Origin of the sequence: Novipirellula artificiosorum (genome assembly GCF_007860135.1) — a bacterium.
Lineage (GTDB): Bacteria > Planctomycetota > Planctomycetia > Pirellulales > Pirellulaceae > Novipirellula_A > Novipirellula_A artificiosorum.
The window spans coordinates 215,807-231,896 of sequence record NZ_SJPV01000010.1; the positions used below are offsets into that span (position 1 = coordinate 215,807).

The 16,090-nt window shown below is 55.9% G+C and carries 7 protein-coding genes; 3 read left to right on the plus strand and 4 right to left on the minus strand.

The window, feature by feature from the left end:
• The first annotated feature begins 112 nt into the window (after positions 1-112).
• The gene (locus tag Poly41_RS24055; RefSeq protein WP_146529681.1) at positions 113-4,168 is read left to right on the plus strand and encodes a hypothetical protein; all 4,056 of its coding nucleotides are present in this window, start codon (positions 113-115) and stop codon (positions 4,166-4,168) included.
• Positions 4,113-5,123 carry a sugar phosphate isomerase/epimerase family protein gene (locus Poly41_RS24060; protein WP_231615887.1) on the plus strand — a complete coding sequence of 337 codons (1,011 nt, stop codon included), beginning with the start codon at positions 4,113-4,115 and terminating at the stop codon, positions 5,121-5,123. The genes Poly41_RS24055 and Poly41_RS24060 overlap by 56 nt, the downstream gene beginning before the upstream one ends.
• A gap of 68 nt (positions 5,124-5,191) precedes the next feature.
• Here the strand turns inward: Poly41_RS24060 and Poly41_RS24065 are convergent, their stop codons facing one another.
• From Poly41_RS24065 to Poly41_RS24080, 4 genes are all read right to left on the minus strand, one after another.
• Positions 5,192-6,694: a glutamate synthase subunit beta gene (locus tag Poly41_RS24065; RefSeq protein ID WP_146529683.1), complete on the minus strand. Its 1,503-nt coding sequence runs from the start codon at positions 6,692-6,694 to the stop codon at positions 5,192-5,194.
• Between the two features lie 111 nt (positions 6,695-6,805).
• Complete coding sequence (gene gltB, locus Poly41_RS24070; protein ID WP_146529685.1) at positions 6,806-11,404, minus strand: glutamate synthase large subunit; 4,599 nt, start codon at positions 11,402-11,404, stop codon at positions 6,806-6,808.
• A 105-nt stretch (positions 11,405-11,509) separates the two neighbouring features.
• The gene (locus Poly41_RS24075) at positions 11,510-12,481 is read right to left on the minus strand and encodes a LysR family transcriptional regulator (protein ID WP_146529687.1); all 972 of its coding nucleotides are present in this window, start codon (positions 12,479-12,481) and stop codon (positions 11,510-11,512) included.
• A 126-nt stretch (positions 12,482-12,607) separates the two neighbouring features.
• Complete coding sequence (locus tag Poly41_RS24080; protein ID WP_146529689.1) at positions 12,608-12,880, minus strand: hypothetical protein; 273 nt, start codon at positions 12,878-12,880, stop codon at positions 12,608-12,610.
• 223 nt (positions 12,881-13,103) lie between these two features.
• On the opposite strand from Poly41_RS24080, the gene uvrB reads away from it, so the two are divergent.
• Positions 13,104-15,215 (plus strand): excinuclease ABC subunit UvrB, encoded by a 2,112-nt coding sequence (gene uvrB, locus Poly41_RS24085; protein WP_146529691.1) that lies wholly within the window; start codon positions 13,104-13,106, stop codon positions 15,213-15,215.
• Positions 15,216-16,090 lie beyond the last annotated feature (875 nt).

The window sequence follows — 16,090 nt, forward strand, 5'->3', positions numbered from 1 at the left end:
ATCGAGCACCGTTCGTTGAACGGTCGTTGGGACTGTGTCCCGTTCGACACGACGGTTGCCGTGATCTTTCCCGTTCCCTTGACCCCTCCTACAAACTTCCCTTCCCACTGCAATGTCAAATCTACCGCCTCCCGATGCAATGAGCGACTCGCTGAGGCGTTTGGCGGGGTATTTGAATTTCTCGTCTGGCAGTGGCGATCCTGCCATCTTCGCAGCCTGGAACCACGTCTACGAAACCGCGTCCGCGGGCGATCCGCTCCGCGGGCCGGCGGCGTGGTTGGTGCTTCGTGATTGGTTGACCGAAACGCTGGGAAATTTGCAGGCCGAACAGGGAGCCTTTCGTGATATCACACAAGCCCAGCGGGTCGTCAAAATTCTCTGGAGCGATTTGCTGCCGGCGTATCTGGATTATCACCGTGATCTGCTTTTTCACCAAAAGCCGGAAGTTCTCTTCAATGGCTTCCTTTTGGGGAGGGCTGCCGAGACGATGCTTGAAGTGGGGCTTTCGAATACGGACGAACAACTCGTCAACGAAACGATCACTCGGCTGAATGATTACGTTGGCTATCGGCCGGTGGCGATGCTGGAAAACCGTCGTTGCCAGCCGTACCCTCACGAATTCGTCCGGCCCATTCCGCTTTACATCCGCGGTGCAGGTGTCTCTGCCGGGCCCTACCACGACATTGTTGCGAGAGCCATTGCGGTGCTTCGCGATACCGATTCCGAGATTTTGCGAGCGGCGTCGTTTGATCCGGAAAAGATGCAAGAGCTCGCACTGGATCCCCGGGCATTTGATTTTGATCACCCCGTCAACCGGCGACCCAACTATCACTTTGGCGGCTGGGACACCCGGTCGATCGATGGCGAAGGATTCTATGATCGGTTCGTGCTCCGTCAAGTCACGCTTGATGCGTTGTTGAGCCGATTGCAGGAAAAGGGGATTATCGACCGAGAAGAATTGCTCTCCGAAGCAGCGACGGTGTTAGCGGGTACGATTTTGATGGCGTCGGGAATCAGCGGTTGGGGGCCGGGTGCGTACAGCAGCGACGTGACACTCGGTTCGCTGATGAAGCCGATTGCGACCTATCGCGATGAGTTCTATGAGGATCGGTTGGCACGTTTGACGGGAGCCCACTCACAGCGATTGTCTGAAGAGCAACGTTTGCGTCGTCAACCGTTTGGTGCGGTACGTCAACACCTTAACGCGGCCTTGGCGGAACGACGCGCCGCTCAGGTGCAACATGTGCAACTCGCTCGATTGTATGCACGCATGGGTTATCCGGACGCAGCGGCTCGCGAAGTCGATGCCGTACCGGCGGCATCGGCGCGGATGCTATGCCGCATCGATTGTGAAATGACTCTTGGCCTACGGGCGCTTCGTGCGGGGAAACCCGAGCAAGCGTTGAAGGTTCCCGCCGCAGCGTTTGATCTGCTCAAGCGGGCGATTGAGTGCGGCGCGATCATTGACCCCTGGGATATTCTCGGATTCGGCGGCAATTTCAGCTTGTTCCCGAGCCCCGACTGTTCGGTGCATGACGCCCGAGTTGATGATTTGCTCTACCTGATCGAGCAGCTGTTCGGTTACATGGCCAACGTATGGAGCGAAGCGGCGGCTCGCAATGACGAGGCGGCCTACTCCGAAATGGAGCAGCAGTATCGAGAAATCGCAGAGTGGTGGAGACAGTATGCCGCCCACACCATCGATTCGATCGAGGCTGCCGATCCGTTGGAGTCGTACGAGTCCGCCAAGTTGGTCGCTCGGGCGTTGAGGCTTTGGCATGAAGGGGGCGCTGAGGCGGGAAATGTAGCGTTTTGGGCACCTCACGCGGATTTGTTCGATTCTCCGCGGGCCTACGCCTTGGTCATTTCTGCACTACTGGATCGGAACGACTTCACACCGGCGATGGCGTTGTTGGTGCATTGGCTCAACAACGCCGATCGCGTGGGATTGCGTCTCGGCGGCAGCTCGCTGCCGCGACTAGCGGAACGCTGGCTCCTGCGTTTGCGTTTTTCGCTCAATGGCGGCGGAGAAGAGGCCTACGTCCAGCCCGCGTTGATGCAAACGGTCGGCAAAGATACTCGCGAAATTTGGCCACTGGTTCGCAAGTTCTTCGATTTCCTGGAAGCCAATGCGGAACAGTTTTGGTCGGCCCCACAATTTCAACTGGGCCAGTCTTCTCCGTCACGGAGTGATCGTGATTGGGATCGCGAACTGTCTTTGGCGGACGAGGACGACGGCGGCGACGAAGGTTTGTTCGACGCGGCTTACGAGGACATGACCTACCGCGACACCACCGACGACGGCAACGAGGGTGCGGTGTTCGAGTTCGGTGACGACACCAGCCATGATGAATTGGAGACAGAATCGAAGCGGTTGTCGGAACATTTGAGTTTCTTGAAATCGCTTTCCCGGATGTGGGCGGTCGCAGCCGACATCGCCGTGATGGATCAATCGGACGAGGATCTGCAAGATCGCTTGCAATCGCTGCAGGCGTGGGCCGGTCGCGCTCGTGAGAATCGGATCGGCTTGTTGGAACTGCTGGACTCGGTCCGACGCTACAAGATCACGCCCGCGGGTAGTGACAAGGATTCGATGCGAAGTTATGACCGGCATCGGGTGCTACGAGATTCGTTAATGGAGCGAATCATTGGAACGACGGTCGAGATGTCCGACTCGAGGCGATTGGTGTGCGGCGCCTTGCTCGCTCATCCGATGGCAACGTGGGAATTGGTCGACCGCGATGAAGAAATGGCCGATGACGACGCACAAAGCGTTAAGATGTTTGCCGCATTGATCGCCGGGGACACAAGCGAAGTGCGTCGCTTGTTTCCGCCGTTTCTCGACGCCATTCACGACAAGAACCTGCTCTACATCCCGCTGGCGCGAGGCGGTGACCCGGTCAAAATCTACGTGTCGAGGCTTCGTCAACGGGTGCTGCGTCACTTGTTGCTGTGGTTGCCGCGTCGTGGATTGATCGCGGAAGCATGCCGATTGATTGAAATTGCTCGCCAGATGGAGCAGGAGAATCCCATTGGCGTTGGCGCGGTGACCGAGTTTGATGGATTGTTTCAGGTCGGGTTTCGTTCGCTTGTGGCCTCGATCGTCGAATCGACACGAAAGAGCGTGAAGGAATCGACGAACGGATTGATCGACGAACGATCCTTCGCCGAGGTTTTGATTCCGTTGCTCGAACAGGTCACCGAGATCTTGCTGGCGAGTTGGCTTGCCCACAGCCAAACGCTTCGGCTTTCGCCGCTGGAAACGGTGGCGGATCCCAAAAAATGGAAGTTGCTGGTCGCATTCATCAAGGAATACGGCGATCCGATTTTTACGCAGATGTTCTTGCAGCTTGGCAATGTACGCGCGATCTTGCACCAAGGGGTTGCATCTTGGTTAGAGCGAGTGCTTACCGAAGGGGATGACCAGTTTTCTGAGACTCGTTTGTACGCGGATTTGGACATCGGTAAGCTACAGATTCGCGAGGCGCAGCGTTGGATCACCTTGGTCTATGAAGCCTTGATGGACCATCACGCAGAGTACCAGGATTACAATAGCACCACGACCCAGAGCGACCGCGGTGATTTGGTCTACATGTTCTTGGACTTCTTGCGACTTCGAGTCCGTTACGAACGGATTGCATGGAATTTGCGCCCGGTGATGTGGGCACACGAGGTGTTGGTCCGCAGCGGTTTTGAGGCGGCGGCGATGATGTGGCGTCGCAGTTTGAGCGAACGGATTGGCGAGGAAGCGGAAGTCTATGTTGAGAAACTCCGCAAGATGCAAAAGGATTATGCGATGCGAATGCCAACGGTGGCCGACCGAATTCTTGAGCGATTTGTTCAGCCGATGACCATCGATCGCATGCGTGCGCTCGTTGGGCCCGCGATGCGCGATGCGGAACTGAATCATGAAAGTCCTTCGTTCGATTTGCTTGAGCAGGAGGCGGATTTGTTGACGCGTCATCCAACGGGCGTGGGACTCGATGTGCCCGCTTGGCTCGATGCTTTAGGCGAAGAGGTCGAACAGCTAGCAAAGAGACGTGTCAGCAGTGAGATTGATCCGCAGGCTTTGATCACGATTCCCATTGTGGCGTTATCGGTTGACGATTTGAATGACCAATTGGTCGTCGCCCGAAGTCAAGGGCGACGTCTGCCGCACATGCGATAACTCGCAAAAACGAATCTTTACAAATGGGACCGAGGTCCGCATACTGCTGCTGGAAACAGGGAAGTTAGCACGTTCACGACGATCACTGAGGAAGCAGACGATTTTGGACGAAGATTCGAAAATCCAAGAAGCATGGAGGAACACGCTTGCGGTTAGCCAGCTTTCAACGTTGCGTTGGAGTTTTGCTGAGGATGCGCACGCCTACGCGACGCGAGGTTTCACAGGGATCGGTGTGTATCGTCCCAAGTTGGAAGATTTTGGTCTCGACCGAACCATCGAATTGCTTGCCGAAGCGTCGTTGTCGGTCACGTCGTTGTCGTGGGTCGGTGGTTTTACCGGCAGCGATGGCCGAGCGTTTGATGACGCGGTCGCCGATGCGATTCACGCCGTTCGCGATGCGGCGAATCTGCAAGCCGGGACGTTGATTGTGTTGGCCGGTGGCCAGAACAATCACATCCGCAACCATGCCAGACGAACGCTGTGTGATGCACTGCGTGAGATCGTTGCCGTCGCCGAGGAATTTGGCGTGCGTTTGTCGCTCGAACCGATTCACCCGGGTTGCGGTGACGAGTGGTCCTTCGTCAATGATTTACAATCGACGCTTGATATTGTCGAAACGGTCGGCAGTCCCTATCTGGGATTGGTTCTCGATACCTATCACGTTGGCATGGATGAAGATGCCGTTCGTTGGTTGCCCGACGTCGTCCCTCATTTGCATTTGGTCCAGCTTGGCGATGCCCGACATTCACCGTTGGGCGAAATGAACCGTTGTTTGCTCGGTGACGGTTGTGTTCCGATCCGCGCGATTCTGGAAACGCTTCGCGAATACCATTACGAAGGACCGCTCGAGGTCGAATTGATTGGCGAAGACGTCGAGCCCTTGTCCTACGACGAACTGCTCGACCATACCAAAGCATTCATCGATCGGATGACCGACCGGGTAGAGCAGCCGTAAGCGAGCGAATCACGTTACGGCGGGTTGCAGGCAGGTGCGCGAAGCAGAGATTGTTCCGTTGTCCGCCTTTAAGCGGTTTCCATCGACGTTCCCAACGTCACGCCCGGAGCCGGTAAGCCGCTTGATCCTTGCAGGTAGATATCGATCGCACGAGCGGCGCCCCGGCCTTCGTTGATCGCCCAAACGACCAAGCTTTGACCACGACGACAATCGCCAGCTGCGAAGACACCTTCAATGCTGGTGGCAAATCGGCCGTGTTCGGCTTGGAAGTTGCTCCGTGGATCGACTTCAATCTTAAGGGAATCGGCGATGTACTGCTCGGGGCCCAAGAAGCCCATGGCCAGCAGGATCAACTGGGCGGGCCATTCCTTCTCGCTGCCCTCAACTTCGGCCATTTTCCAGCCGCCGTTGTCGTCCTTGGTCCAGAGCACTTCAATGGTCTTGATGCCTCGCAGGTTCCCCTTGTCATCGACCAAGAACTCCTTGCTCAAGATTTGATACTCACGTGGATCGCGACCGAACTTGGCTGCTGCTTCTTCGTGTCCATAATCGACGCGGTAAATCCGCGGCCATTCGGGCCATGGGTTATCCGGCTCGCGGTCGGCTGGTGGCTTGGGCAATAGTTCAAAGTTGACCAAGCTGCGGCAACCGTGACGAATGCTCGTTCCGATACAGTCGGTTCCGGTGTCGCCGCCACCGATCACGATCACATCTTTGCCCTCGGCACTGATGAAGCCGTCACCAAGCGAATCGCCGTGGACACTTTGTTTCGTGTTTGCCGTCAAGAACTCCATCGCGAAATGGACCCCTTTGGCATCTCGGTTTGCAATCGGCAAATCACGAGGTTTGGTTGCACCACACGCCAACAACAAAGCGTCGTTCTTTTTCGTGAGTGCTTGAGGGTCAATGTCCTTACCGACATTCACCCCGGTGATGAAGGTGACGCCTTCGGCGACCAGCTTGTCGACCCGTCGTTGCACCGCCGCTTTGGAGAGCTTCATGTTGGGAATGCCGTACTGCAGCAGTCCGCCGATGCGGTCTTCTCGTTCGTAAACGGTGACTTGATGGCCGGCACGGTTCAGCTGATCCGCGGCGCTCAACCCCGCCGGTCCACTACCAACGATTGCAACCTTTTTGCCGGTTCGTATTTCGGGCGGTTCCGGTTGAATCCAACCCTCCTCCCAAGCACGATCAACAATGGCGTTTTCGATGTTTTTGATCGTAACTGGCGGATTGGTGATCCCCAACACGCAAGATCCTTCGCAAGGTGCTGGACAGGTGCGACCGGTAAACTCGGGAAAGTTGTTGGTCTTGTGCAGTCGTTCGATCGCTTCTTGCCAACGATTGTTGTACACCAAGTCATTCCATTCAGGAATCAAATTGTCGATCGGGCAACCGGTGTTTGATTGACAGAAGGGCACACCACAATCCATGCACCGTGCACCTTGTTCTTGAAGATGCTCGACACGCGGCTCGGTGTAAACTTCGTCGTAATCGTTGACCCGAACCACTGGCAGACGCCAAGGTACTTTTTTGCGGTCAAATTCCTTGAATCCAGTCGGCTTACCCATGTTCGTTTCTCTTCAAGTTAGCGGTGTCGGGTGTCGGGTGTTGGGGAAATCGCAGAGATTTCCCATGAAGGGCTGAAACCTGAACTCGTGGTCAGTTCAGCAACGTCAGGTTCACGAAGCCGTCGTGGCTTCTTCGGCTTTCATCTCCAGCAGCACTCGTTTGTAATCAATGGGCATGACCTTCACGCATTGACGCATGAAGTTATCCCAATTTTCGAGTGCTTGCTTGGCGACTTGGCTGTCGGTGTACTGCTGATGCAAGCGAATCAGCTCTTTGACTTCGGATTCCTCTTCCTCCGACTCGATACGTTCGAGTTCAACGGTGGCGAGGTTGCAATTCAAGTTGAAGTCGCCTTTCTTGTCCCAAATGTAGGCGATGCCTCCAGACATGCCGGCGGCGAAATTACGACCGGTTGCTCCGAGCACCACGACGCGTCCGCCCGTCATGTATTCACAGCCATGGTCGCCAACTCCTTCGATGACGGTCCTGGCACCGCTGTTGCGAACGCAGAATCGTTCCGCCGCACGGCCACGCAAGAAGGCTTCGCCGCCCGTTGCTCCGTACAAGCAAACGTTGCCGACGAGGATGTTGTCTTCCGCGACGAAGCTGCTTTGCCGAGGGGGATAAACAATCACGCGACCACCGGACAGCCCCTTGCCGACGTAGTCGTTCGCATCGCCTTCAAGTTCGATTGTGACACCATGAGCCAAGAATGCCCCCAGACTTTGTCCCGCCGAGCCTGACAGGTTGATCTGGATCGTTCCATCCGGCAAGCCGGCCTGACCATACCGCTTGGCGACTTCATTACTGAGGATCGTCCCAACGGTTCGGTTGATGTTGACGACCGGCGACTCGATTCGTACCGGCTCACCCGTTTGCAGTGCTGGTTCTGCCGCTGCAAGCAGAACGGTGAGGTCAAGTGATTTTTCCAAACCATGATCCTGGGCGCGTGTGCATCGAACATCGACGTCCACGTGCCGTTTGTTCGCCGGCTTCAAAATGGGAGTTAGATCCAAACCATCTGCCTTCCAGTGTTTGATCGCTTCGTCCGTCTTCAAACAATCGCTACGTCCGATCATTTCATGGATCGTTCGGAAGCCGAGTTTGGCCATGATCCGGCGAGCTTCTTCGGCGACCATGAACAGATAGTTCACGACGTGTTCGGGCTTGCCGCTGAACTTCTTGCGTAGATCCGGGTCCTGAGTTGCGATCCCAACCGGACAGGTGTTGAGATGGCATTTACGCATCATGATGCAGCCGATGGTGATCAGCGGCGCGGTGGAGAAACCGTACTCTTCGGCACCCAACAGTGCGGCAATCACCACATCGCGTCCGGTCTTTAATCCACCGTCGGTTTGCAGGACGACGCGACTGCGCAAATCGTTCAGAACCAACACCTGATGCGTTTCCGCGATCCCCAATTCCCACGGCAAACCCGCGTGTTTGATACTGGTCAGTGGCGAGGCGCCCGTTCCGCCGGTGTCTCCCGAGATTAGGATGTGGTCGGCGTGCGCTTTGGCAACACCTGATGCGATGACGCCAACCCCCACCTCACTCACCAACTTCACACTGATCCGAGCATGTCGGTTCGCGTTCTTGAGGTCGTGGATCAGTTGAGCCAGGTCTTCGATCGAATAGATATCATGATGCGGCGGGGGGCTGATCAGTCCAACACCTGGGGTGCTGTAACGAATTCGAGCAATATTCTTGTCGACTTTTTTGCCGGGCAACTCACCTCCTTCGCCTGGTTTTGCACCTTGCGAGATCTTGATTTGGATCTCGTCGGCGTTGCTCAAATACTCAATCGTGACGCCAAAGCGGCCCGACGCGACTTGCTTGATTGCCGATCGCTTCGAATCCCCGTTGTCCATCGTCAAGAAACGTATCGGGTCCTCGCCTCCTTCGCCGGTGTTGCTTTTTCCACCAAGCCGGTTCATCGCGATGGCCAACGTTTCGTGCGATTCGGCACTGATACTGCCAAAGCTCATCGCTCCGGTGCAGAACAGTTTTACGATCTCGCTTGCCGGTTCCACTTCATCCAAGGGAACGGGATCCCCGGCGGCGCCTTCTTTGAAACCGAGCAATCCGCGGAGCGTACATCGAGCTCGACTGTCTTCGTTGATCGCATGGGCAAACTTCCAATACGCGTCCTCGTTGTTGGTTCGCGCAGCGAGTTGAAGCGACGAAATCGATTGAGGGGTCCAGGCGTGCTTTTCCCCTTCGGCACGCCAGTGGAATTCGCCGAGATTCGGCAATTGATGTGAAACATCCGATCTTCGATCGGGGTATCCCAAGCGATGGCGGCGCAAGGTTTCTTCGGCGACCACGTCGAACGAGACGCCTTGGATTCGGCTTGCCGTTCCGACGAAGCAGGTTTCGATGATTTCGTCTCGCAGCCCGAGTGCTTCGAAGATCTGCGCGCCCTTGTAGCTTTGCAGCGTGCTGATCCCCATTTTGGCCATCACCTTGAGCATGCCCTTGGCGACGCCCTTTCGATAGGCCGCAACGATTTTGTCATCATCCATGGTGACGTCCATGACCCCGTCGCGACGGGCTTGCCACAACGCTTCGAATGCCAAGTAGGGGTTGATCGCATCCGCACCATAACCGATCAGCAAACAGTGGTGATGCACTTCACGAGCTTCGCCTGTTTCGATCACCAAGCCAATCTGTGTTCGCTTCGCTTGTTTGATCAAGTGGTGATGCACTGCGCCAATGGCCATCAATGCATTGACGGGGATCCGATCGTGGCTGATCGCACGGTCGCTCAGGACCACGATTTCGATTCCCGCATCGGCAGCCTCTTCCGCTTCCTGAGCAATGCGATTGAGCGTCTTGCGCAGGCCGGCCTTGCCTTCGCTGCGGTCAAACGTGATGTCAATCACGCGACTGTTCCAACCTTCGAAGTTAATGTGTTTGAGCGCCGCGATCTCTTCATTGGTCAGAATCGGATGGTCGACCAAGAGTCGATGGCAGTGCTCAGGCGTCGCTGCCAACAAGTTCTGTTCGGGGCCAATGTAGCATTCAAGCGACATGATCACCTCTTCACGAATCGAGTCGATCGCGGGGTTGGTCACTTGGGCGAACAGTTGCTTGAAGTAGTCGTAGATCATTCGCGGCTTATCGCTCAGGCATGCGATCGCGCTATCGTTGCCCATCGATCCGACGGGATCGCGAAGCTGTTCGACAAGTGGACGCAACATGAACTTAAGCGTTTCGCTCGTGTAGCCGAATGCTTGCATCCGAGGAAGCAGGGTTTTGCTGTCGAAGCCATGGCCTTCCGCTTCCGGATGCAGGTCAGCAAGACGGATCCGTTGGTCTTTGAGCCAATCGCCGTAGGGCATGCGTTTCGCGAACGAGCTCTTGAGCTCTTCGTCAGGAATCAATCGCCCTTGTTCGAAATCGACCAAGAACATTTTCCCCGGTTGTAAGCGGCCCTTCTCTTTCACAATCGCGGGATCGACCGGCAAAACGCCGACCTCGCTAGCCATGATGACTCGATCGTCATGGGTGATGTAATAACGGCTGGGCCGCAAGCCGTTGCGGTCGAGTGTCGCGCCGATGTAATGACCATCGGTAAAAGCAATCGAGGCGGGACCGTCCCAGGGCTCCATCAAACAGGAGAAATACTCATAGAACGCACGCTTGTCTTCGGGCATGGTTTCGTGCATCTGCCAAGCTTCGGGGACCATCATCATGATCGCTTCTTGAAGCGTGCGCCCGTTCATGAGCAAGAACTCCAACACGTTATCGAACGTGCCGGAATCGCTGCAGTGGGGTTCACAGACGGGGAACAGCTTCTTCAGATCGTCGCCGAAGAACTCACTCTTTGCCGAGCCGACCCGAGCCCGCATCCAGTTGATGTTGCCACGTAGCGTGTTGATCTCGCCATTATGGCTCATGAAACGAAGCGGCTGAGCACGGTCCCAGCTGGGGAACGTGTTGGTCGAGAACCGGCTATGGACCATCGCCAAATGGGTTTCGAAATCGTCGTCTTGAAGGTCCGGATAGTAGGGCAGCACCTGCGCGGGGGTTAACATGCCCTTGTAGATGATGACCTTGGTGCTCAGCGAGCAAATGTAGAACATCAGCGCTTGCTGGATCGTGTCGCCGCCTCGCAGCGTGTGGCTGGCCTGTTTATGGATCAAGTACAGTTTCCGGTCGAGCGCGTCACCGCTGATCCCCTCCGATGCTCCGACGAACAACTGCTCAACAACCGGTTCACTGCGGCGGGCGGTTGGGCCCACGTCGGCCAAGTCGGTTTTTTGAGGCACCTTTCGCCAACCGATCAGTTTCTGGCCCGATTGGTCGATCAGCGACTCGATCGTTTCTTTGCAGATCTTTCGCTCGGCTTCATCGGTCGGCAGAAAGACAAGCCCTGCAGCGAATTGACCCGGTTCCGGCAAATCGACGCCGAGGTCTTGTTTGGCGACTTTTCGCAGGAACTTATGGGGGAGTCCGACCATGATGCCTGAACCATCGCCGGTGTTCGGTTCGCAACCGCACGCGCCGCGATGATCCATGGCCTGCAGGATCTGGTCCGCATCGAGAACGATCTGATGGCTCGGAACGCCCTTGATGTGCGCGATGAAGCCGACACCACACGAATCCTTCTCGTGGCTCGGATCATAGAGCCCCTGCGCAGGCGGCAGATGAAAAGTAGCGACGTTCTTATCGGCTGCCTTCGTATCGGATGGCGGTGTGGTCATCGTTCTGGGTTCCGTTTCGCTGTAAAAGTAAAAGGAGTCACGCACTGGGGGGACTGAATCAAGCCGACAGGATTTCACTCCTCTTTGCTTGACGCCCCACGTGGCTCAGGCAACAACCGCGGTGCTTGTCCTGGCACCGGTTGAGTGATGGTCCGCGGCAAGCTTCCCGCTGCCGGATTTCCGTTTGCCCGCCTCGATCCTGCGGCCAAGAAGCAGCGAACCGAACTCGCTCGCTGCCTTACTGAGTTGTCCTGATCGGCGAAAGATGATTCCCAGCGGTCGCGTCATCTTGAATCCGCGACAGGCAACCACCTTCAACGATCCATTCGCCGTTTCCCGGCGAACCGCCGCTTCGGGAACAATGCCAATCCCACGACTTGCTTGAATCATACGGATCATCGAGTCGGCGTTGTCGAACTCCATGCGGACATCGACCGTCACACCCGACTTCGCCAAATAGTGGTCGATCTCTTTTCGCAGCGTTAAACCACGCTCGAAACCGACCATCGCAATCCCCTGTAGATCCGTGATGTCGAGATTCGTTCGCTGGGAAAACCGATGTTCGGACGAGCAAACCAAACGCATCGGCTCCTGCTGCCACATCACCGACTGCAATGACTTCGTGTTCTTGGGAAAACTCACTAAACCTAAGTCGACTTCGCCCTCGGCCGTCATTTCGACGACACGCTCGCTGGTTCCAAAGTCGAGTTTGACGTCAACCTCGGGGTGGAACTGGCCGAATTCTTCACTTGCCTCGGGTAAATAACTTAGCCCGACCGAATAGATCGTACCAATTTTCAATTGGCCGCTTAGCTTTTCGCCCAAAGTGGCGACCTCTTGCTCCAACCGATGCAGTTGGCGAAGGATGTTGCGCAGTCCCCGCACGTAGGTCTGTCCGGCCGTCGTCAGCACCAAGGGACGCTTCGATCGATCGATCAATCGTGTTCCCAGCGAGTCTTCCAGGTGTTGCATCGCCTGGCTGACGGCGCTCTGCGTCAAATCATGAGCCGCCGCAGCTTTGGAAAAGCTACGCTGCTCCGCGACAGTACAGAACAACTCGAGGTTACGCAGATGCAAATGGGAACCTGTTCTAAATAAGCTGCGTTAATAATTAGGGTGTGTCTCCGCAGTCATGCTTATGCAAGTTAGATAGCCAGGTGGGGCTCGTCAAGAGAGGCCGGTGGGAAACATCGGCGATCAAGATCAACCCGCGCCTGCCTGACGCCAGGAGCGATAGCGAACGGGGATCAAATACGAGTAGACAATGGTGACGATTCCACCGCTAAGGAAGGCCCAGGGCATCCAATCCTTCGGTCGGAAGACTTTGGCAGCTTCGGCGGAAGAACCGGTGGGGTCCAGGAAGCTAATCGTCCGAACCTCGTCGGGATCATAAAAAGTTGCCGAATCGATCACCAGGAATTCCAACCCGAGTACGATCGCCATAACTCCGAGCGCAATAAAGACGGATCGCCACATATTCTTTCCAGCCCATTGAAGAGGCATTTCGACACAAAACCGAGACCGACAGGAGTGTTTTTCGGCTTTTGCTAGCAAGCGGAATAGCGATTTTCCAGCGGGCTTTACAACGGGTAATGCCGTCAAACACGGCACCAGCGTCCTACCATCGCCGGATCCGATTGGGCTGGGTAGAGTGGCGCAAAAGGAAATCGATTCGATGCATCGCTAATGGGAATCCCACATGTCCTCGCCTTCACTTCCCGCTGCGGAATTTCACCTCGCCGTGCCGTTTGAACCCGCTGGGGATCAGCCCCAAGCGATCGCGGAGTTGACGCGTGGATTCCAATCGGGACGATCGGCCCAGGTGTTGCTTGGCGCCACCGGCACGGGCAAAACGTTCACGATGGCGAATGTGATTGCCAACCTCGGTCGACCGGCGCTCGTGCTCAGTCACAACAAAACGCTCGCGGCGCAGCTTTACAGCGAGTTCAAGGGTTTCTTTCCTGAGAATGCGGTTCATTATTTTGTCAGTTATTACGATTACTACCAACCCGAAGCCTATATCCCTCAACGTGACGTTTACATCGAAAAGGATGCATCGATCAACCAAGAGATCGATCGGTTGCGGCTAGCGACCACCAGCTCGTTGGTCAGTCGCCGCGACGTGGTGATCGTCGCTTCGGTCAGCAGCATCTACGGGCTGGGGTCACCCGACGATTACCGGCAACTGATCGTCTCGCTGCACAAAGGTGAGACCACGCGGCGTGATCACTTGTTGTTGAAGTTTGTCGATGTGCTCTACGAACGCAACGATGTGGCATTCGACCGAGGCAAGTTTCGCGTTCGTGGCGACAGCATCGAGTTGTGGCCCAGCTACGAGGAGTTCGCTTATCGGATCGAAATGTGGGGCGACGAGATCGAACAGATTTCGCTGATCAAACCGGTTTCGGGCGAGACCATCAAGACGGTGGACCACCTTTACATCTATCCGGCGAGACACTTCGTCATGCCCGAAGACCGCATTCAAGGCGCGATCCGTAGCATTCGCGAGGAGTTGGCACAGCAGTTGGAGGTCTTCCAGCAGCAGGGCAAGTTGCTCGAAGCTCAACGCATTTCGGCACGAACTCGTTTTGATCTCGAAATGATGGCCGAGGTCGGGCATTGCCCGGGCATCGAAAACTACAGTCGTCCGTTGTCTGGCAAACCGCCTGGTGCGACTCCTGACACCCTTTACGATTTCTTTCCCGATGACTTCATCACTTTTGTCGACGAATCCCACGTCACCATCCCGCAAGTTCGCGCGATGTACGCGGGTGACCGCAGCCGAAAGACAACGCTGGTCGAGCATGGGTTCCGGTTGCCGAGTGCGCTCGACAATCGGCCGCTGAAATTTGAAGAATGGGAACAGCGAACCGCAGAGATCTGTTTCGTCAGCGCAACGCCGAGCGACTATGAGCTTCAGCGAACCGGAGGCGAGGTGGTCGAGCAGATCATCCGCCCCACGGGATTACTCGATCCCGTTGTCGAAGTCGAATCCGCTCGCGGGCAAGTCAAGCATTTGCTTCATGAAATCCGACTTCGTGCCGAGCAAAATGAACGAGTGCTTGTGACGGCGTTGACGAAGCGGCTAGCCGAAGATTTGTCGGCTTTCTTACAAGAGCAAAATGTCCGCTGTCGTTGGCTGCATAGTGAGTTGGATGCGTTTGAACGCGTCGACCTGTTGCAAGAGTTGCGCGCCGGTCGATTCGATTGCCTCGTCGGCGTGAACTTGCTCCGCGAAGGACTCGACTTACCCGAGGTTTCGCTCGTTGCGATTCTTGATGCGGACAAAGAGGGGTTTCTGCGTAGTGAAACGAGTTTGATCCAAACGATTGGTCGAGCCGCACGAAATTCGAATTCCAAGGTGATCTTGTACGCGGACAAGGTCACGCATTCGATGAAGATGGCGATCGAAGAAACGAGCCGCCGTCGACAGATCCAGCAGAAGTACAACGAGGAACATGGCATTACACCCGAGACGATTCGCAAGGCCATTCGGGCGGGAATTGAGAGTGATGTGGCCCAACAAAAGAAAGCGACTGCGGCAGCGAGCGAAGCCGCCGAAACCTACATCACACTGGAGTATGTCGAAGCACTTGAGCGTGAGATGTTGTCAGCCGCGGAAGATTTGGAATTCGAGCGCGCGGCATCGCTCCGCGACCGAGTGCTACAACTCAAAGAGAACATCGGCAAACCACTTTCGGAAATCGAGTTTTCCCGTTCCTCGACGCAAGCGACCGGACGACAGAAGAAACGGCGCAAAGGGGTCAAGGGTGGCGGCCGAAAGAACATTCCAAGACCGAACCGCGGCTGAGATCGCTTGTCCTTCATCCTTCGGAGTTCCGGGTTCGACTTTCGGTATTCCTCCCGGCGTATCCGACGCCGACGTTTCCCCAAAGGTTTTGGCCCCAGCTCCCTTCCTCTCTGACTCCCTTCTCCCCCATTTTTGAGGTCGTCCGGTTTTTAAGTTGTGACGAACAAAGTGTTTCGGTATCCAACCACCCCTGCCCACGCAGCGCTCGTTGTACCCCACATCCTAATCCGGTGATATTTTTATGGCTCCTGGTCCGAATGTGTTCCATGCGTTGGACAGGTCGTGGCAGCGTTGCATTCCGATCCACAAGGTCTGCGTCGCTTGTCCGATTTTTGCGAAGGTGTAAGCTTGCTGAGGCTCTTGCGCACCTAGGTTTTTTGGCTCATCCGGCGGAGGCGTGCGCAGGAGGTTTTCGAGGCATCTTTCCGGTGTCCCATGATTGCTGGCAGGAGCTGTTTTCACTTGTTATCGTGCAGTTGCCGGTAGAAACGGAGTCGAGCTCTGCAGAGTTGCAACTTGACAAGGGATATCCCGGTCGACGGTGCGCCAAGGGTGCTACCGGTTCCCGGCGGACGACCGACCGTCGGGGACTCTTTTCTAAGAGATCATTGGACACCGGGAAGAAATTTGCCATGAACCGCAGCACCAACGCGGATCCTCAATTGAGGATAATTCGCGGCGTCCAGCAAAAAGTCCAGTGGAGTTGCACACAAAACCAACCCGTCAATGCATGCAAAACGCAGGACTTATGTGGTACAACGAGCCCAGAGGGAGAGGTAAATCTTGTAAGTCTTTTTCAATCAACAACTTAAAAACTGCACGACCTCCGCAGCGGGAGGGGTCGAGCGCAGCGAGGGGGAGGGCCGGTATCGAAA

Excerpts from the sequence above, each read along its gene's own strand:
- Poly41_RS24055 (WP_146529681.1), top strand. The coding sequence starts at position 113 with ATGTCAAATCTACCGCCTCCCGATGCAATGAGCGACTCGCTGAGGCGT.
- Poly41_RS24060 (WP_231615887.1), top strand. The coding sequence starts at position 4,113 with ATGACCAATTGGTCGTCGCCCGAAGTCAAGGGCGACGTCTGCCGCACA.
- Poly41_RS24065 (WP_146529683.1), bottom strand. The coding sequence starts at position 6,694 with ATGGGTAAGCCGACTGGATTCAAGGAATTTGACCGCAAAAAAGTACCT.
- gltB (WP_146529685.1), bottom strand. The coding sequence starts at position 11,404 with ATGACCACACCGCCATCCGATACGAAGGCAGCCGATAAGAACGTCGCT.
- Poly41_RS24080 (WP_146529689.1), bottom strand. The coding sequence starts at position 12,880 with ATGTGGCGATCCGTCTTTATTGCGCTCGGAGTTATGGCGATCGTACTC.
- uvrB (WP_146529691.1), top strand. The coding sequence starts at position 13,104 with ATGTCCTCGCCTTCACTTCCCGCTGCGGAATTTCACCTCGCCGTGCCG.